Source organism: Camelimonas sp. FR25, from assembly GCF_059740505.1.
Genome location: NZ_JCAWFG010000105.1, coordinates 1 through 3,045, shown reverse-complemented (window position 1 = coordinate 3,045; position 3,045 = coordinate 1). Strand labels below are relative to the sequence as shown.

The window sequence follows — 3,045 nt, the reverse complement described above, 5'->3', positions numbered from 1 at the left end:
CCTTAACTTCCGGTCAATCACTTGGGTCGCTAATGTGCGGGATATGGAATCGGCGAATTCGCTAATTCCCGCACATGGAGCGACCCAAATGCTAACCATCGCCTGCCTCTCGCAGAAGGGTGGCGTCGGCAAGTCGACGTTCTCCCGGCTCATGGCAGTCGCGTATGCCGCCAACGGCTGGCGCGTCAAAATTGCCGACTTCAACACAAAGCAGAAGACCTCGACGGACTGGTCCGCGATGCGCATGAGCGCCGGGATCGAGCCCGAGGTCGCCGCAGAGGCGTTCACCTCCGTCAAGAACGCCATCCGTCAGGCGCCGCAATACGACCTCATGGTCTTTGACGGGCGCCCGGACAGTGACACCTCCACGCTCGATCTCGCCAAGGAAGCGAGCCTGATCGTCATCCCTACCGGCGTGACGCTCGATGACCTTGCCCCGCAGGTGCGCTTCGCCCACGAGCTGGCGGCCCGCGGCATTCCCGAAGAGCGCATGTTCTTCGTCATCAACAAGACCATCGAGAGTGCCGTCGCCATTGCCGACGCCAGGGCCTATGTGCGCGGCGCCGGATACGCCTGCTCGGAGAGCGACCTTCCTGTACGCACCGGCTATCAGATCGCACAGAACTCCGGCCGTGCTGTCTGCGAGACCACCTTTCCCTCGTTGAATGAGCGCGCCCTCGCCATCGCCCACGAGATCGTCGACCGGGTGGAGACACTGAAATGAGCCGCATTCCCCCGCCCCCGCCGCGAGAGCTGATCATTGATCCGCCGCAGGCGGACAACGATACCGCAGCTGCCGCCGAGCCTGCCGTCGAGCGGGCTGCAAAGCCCCCAAAGGCATCGGTGCGCAAGGGAAAGCCCCGCCTTGTGGAGCCGCCGGCGAGGGTTCAGACCCCAAACAATCTGAAAACGCCTACCGACGGCTGGGCAGACCTCAATTTCAAGGTGAGCCACGAGTACCGTCAGGCGTTCAAGCTGGAAGCCGTTCGTCGCGGCATGTCGATGAAGGAGCTTCTGGAGGTCGCAATGGAACACTATCGCCGCGAATTCCCGCTGGAGTGAGACGATGAAGCGTCTGGTTCTGTTGCTCGGTCTGATTGTGACCTGTGGTGGCGCAAATGCGCAGGTTGCCGACCCAACTGACGCCTTCGTTGCGGAAATGAAAAGGCTCTATGCCATATCAGACCTCAAGGATGAATACGGCATCTGGATCCTGCAAGAGAAATGCGGGAGCTTTCCAGACGTGCTTGCGGAGTTTCAGAAGGGCCGTATCCGCGAGAGGGAAGCGAAAGTGCCACAATCGCAGCATGCGGAGGTCTGGCGGGAGGCATGGACCAAGAGGCCGCCCCTAAGCCCGGCTACCTGCGATGCGACCGTTGGTAGGCTCAGAGATAATTACGAGCGGGAAAAGGAGCTGGAGCGGCAGCGCAACGCTATACCGCCCAAACCTGAGTTTTGATCCTGTGGGGCAGACCTTTGCTGGAGTGATGATGAGAAGTCCCGTGATTGGCGCAACTCTGCTCGCCACCCTCGCCGTTTCAGCCTGCGGCAAAGACGATCCGGAGCACGTTGAACGGCTTGGGCTTAGCTATCTTCGGTTTCAGATTCTCTCGCAATGCGGGGATCTGGTGGGCGATCACGACATACCACCCATGATCCAGATGACGCGCGAGTGGATCGGCCGCGAGGAGAAGAACGTCAGCAAGGCGGGCCGAACGAAGGCGTGGGAGAAAGCCTGGATGCGAGCGGGCGTCGTGGAGGCGACGGCATGCCCGATGCACCTCGTCCACGACCGAAAGCGCTATCGCGAATACCTTGCGGAGAAGCGCGCGAAGGCCACCTTACCGCCAAAGCCAGACTTCTGAACGCCAGGGCGGGGTTTCTGGTTTACAAATGCAAGGAGAGTTGAACGAATGCTTGAACCGGAGTGTTCCGCGCGTGCATGTTGGCGTCAGCGCTCTTGATCAATGAGCCTGCGAACAAGCGAGGATATGATGAAGTGGCTGGTATTGAGTTTGTTCGCAGGGGGCATCGCGCTCGGGGGAGCGGTTGCCCAACAGGCATCCTCCGATAGCGACGCCATGATCGAGAAGCTGAGGCGCCCAGCCTCAGAGCAGGATCTGGGTGTAGCTTATCAGAACTGGTCAGACATCAAGATGTGCGGCTTGACGCCGTCACCCGCATTGGAGGCAAAGCTACGAAACGAAATTCTTGAGCTTGAGCAGCGCGTTAAGCCCGAGAGACGTAAACTAATCTGGGATGAGGTTGCTGAAAAGGGCGATCCCACGCAACACGGTGGCGCCTGGTGCAAGCAGGTAACAAGCGCCACACTCGCGCGGCTGGAGCAAGAGCTGGCTGAGCAGGTGCGCAAACAGTACAAGCCCAAGGCGAATATTGGCGAGAAGCCGAATTTCTGAGCACCAGGGCTAGGTGCGCCGACAGGCCGGCGTTTCAAGAACGCGTGAGAGACGGGGCGTCGTTCAGTGAACGGTATTGTTCGGATGTTTGCGGCGCTTTGGAACGCTCTTGTCGCAGGTCTGCATTTCGTGCTGATGCTCGCCGGCACGCTCGGCCTGTTCGTACTCTGCACCACGGGGCTGCTTTATGCGTTGGGGTATCTCGGCCTTTTCGACTGGGAGACTGTGAGTTACTGGGTGGTGGCCGGCCTCGTATTAATAGGCTGGATGCTGTTTTATACAATTTGTGACATTATACCTCAGCGACTGAAAGACTTGCCGGATACCATTAAAGAGGCGCTGACTATTAACATCCGAGGCTAGAAGCTCTCATCCAGGCGCTGAATCCGGAATGTTGCGGTGGCTCACCCAAGGATGCGTTCCGGCGCTGATCGCCTCACCATGGCGCGACCATCATCACTGGTGGGGTTAGGCGCGCCCAGGGGTGAAATACCTACGCCAAGGATGCGTTCCGGATGGGTCGGAAGACTGGCGGCAATGCTGTCAGCACGCAGAAAATTTTTCTAGGACTTCGACGCTTCGACGCGCAGCGCTGACGCAACGTCATATCATTGACGCAGCGACATGA

At 59.3% G+C, this 3,045-nt stretch carries 6 protein-coding genes; all 6 read left to right on the top strand.

The window, feature by feature from the left end; all coding sequences use genetic code 11:
• The first annotated feature begins 88 nt into the window (after nucleotides 1-88).
• The 6 genes from AC6A67_RS16125 (at nucleotide 89) to AC6A67_RS16100 (ending at nucleotide 2,780) form a co-directional block, all read left to right on the top strand.
• Nucleotides 89-724, top strand: coding sequence for a nucleotide-binding protein (locus AC6A67_RS16125; RefSeq protein ID WP_498037585.1), 636 nt, complete (start codon nucleotides 89-91; stop codon nucleotides 722-724).
• Nucleotides 721-1,062, top strand: coding sequence for a hypothetical protein (locus AC6A67_RS16120; protein ID WP_498037584.1), 342 nt, complete (start codon nucleotides 721-723; stop codon nucleotides 1,060-1,062). The genes AC6A67_RS16125 and AC6A67_RS16120 overlap by 4 nt, the downstream gene beginning before the upstream one ends.
• Nucleotides 1,063-1,066: 4 nt before the next feature.
• The gene (locus tag AC6A67_RS16115; protein WP_498037583.1) at nucleotides 1,067-1,459 is read left to right on the top strand and encodes a hypothetical protein; all 393 of its coding nucleotides are present in this window, start codon (nucleotides 1,067-1,069) and stop codon (nucleotides 1,457-1,459) included.
• 43 nt (nucleotides 1,460-1,502) lie between these two features.
• Nucleotides 1,503-1,865 (top strand): hypothetical protein, encoded by a 363-nt coding sequence (locus AC6A67_RS16110; RefSeq protein ID WP_498037582.1) that lies wholly within the window; start codon nucleotides 1,503-1,505, stop codon nucleotides 1,863-1,865.
• A 129-nt stretch (nucleotides 1,866-1,994) separates the two neighbouring features.
• The gene (locus AC6A67_RS16105; RefSeq protein WP_498037581.1) at nucleotides 1,995-2,417 is read left to right on the top strand and encodes a hypothetical protein; all 423 of its coding nucleotides are present in this window, start codon (nucleotides 1,995-1,997) and stop codon (nucleotides 2,415-2,417) included.
• A gap of 66 nt (nucleotides 2,418-2,483) precedes the next feature.
• Complete coding sequence (locus AC6A67_RS16100; protein ID WP_498037580.1) at nucleotides 2,484-2,780, top strand: hypothetical protein; 297 nt, start codon at nucleotides 2,484-2,486, stop codon at nucleotides 2,778-2,780.
• Nucleotides 2,781-3,045 lie beyond the last annotated feature (265 nt).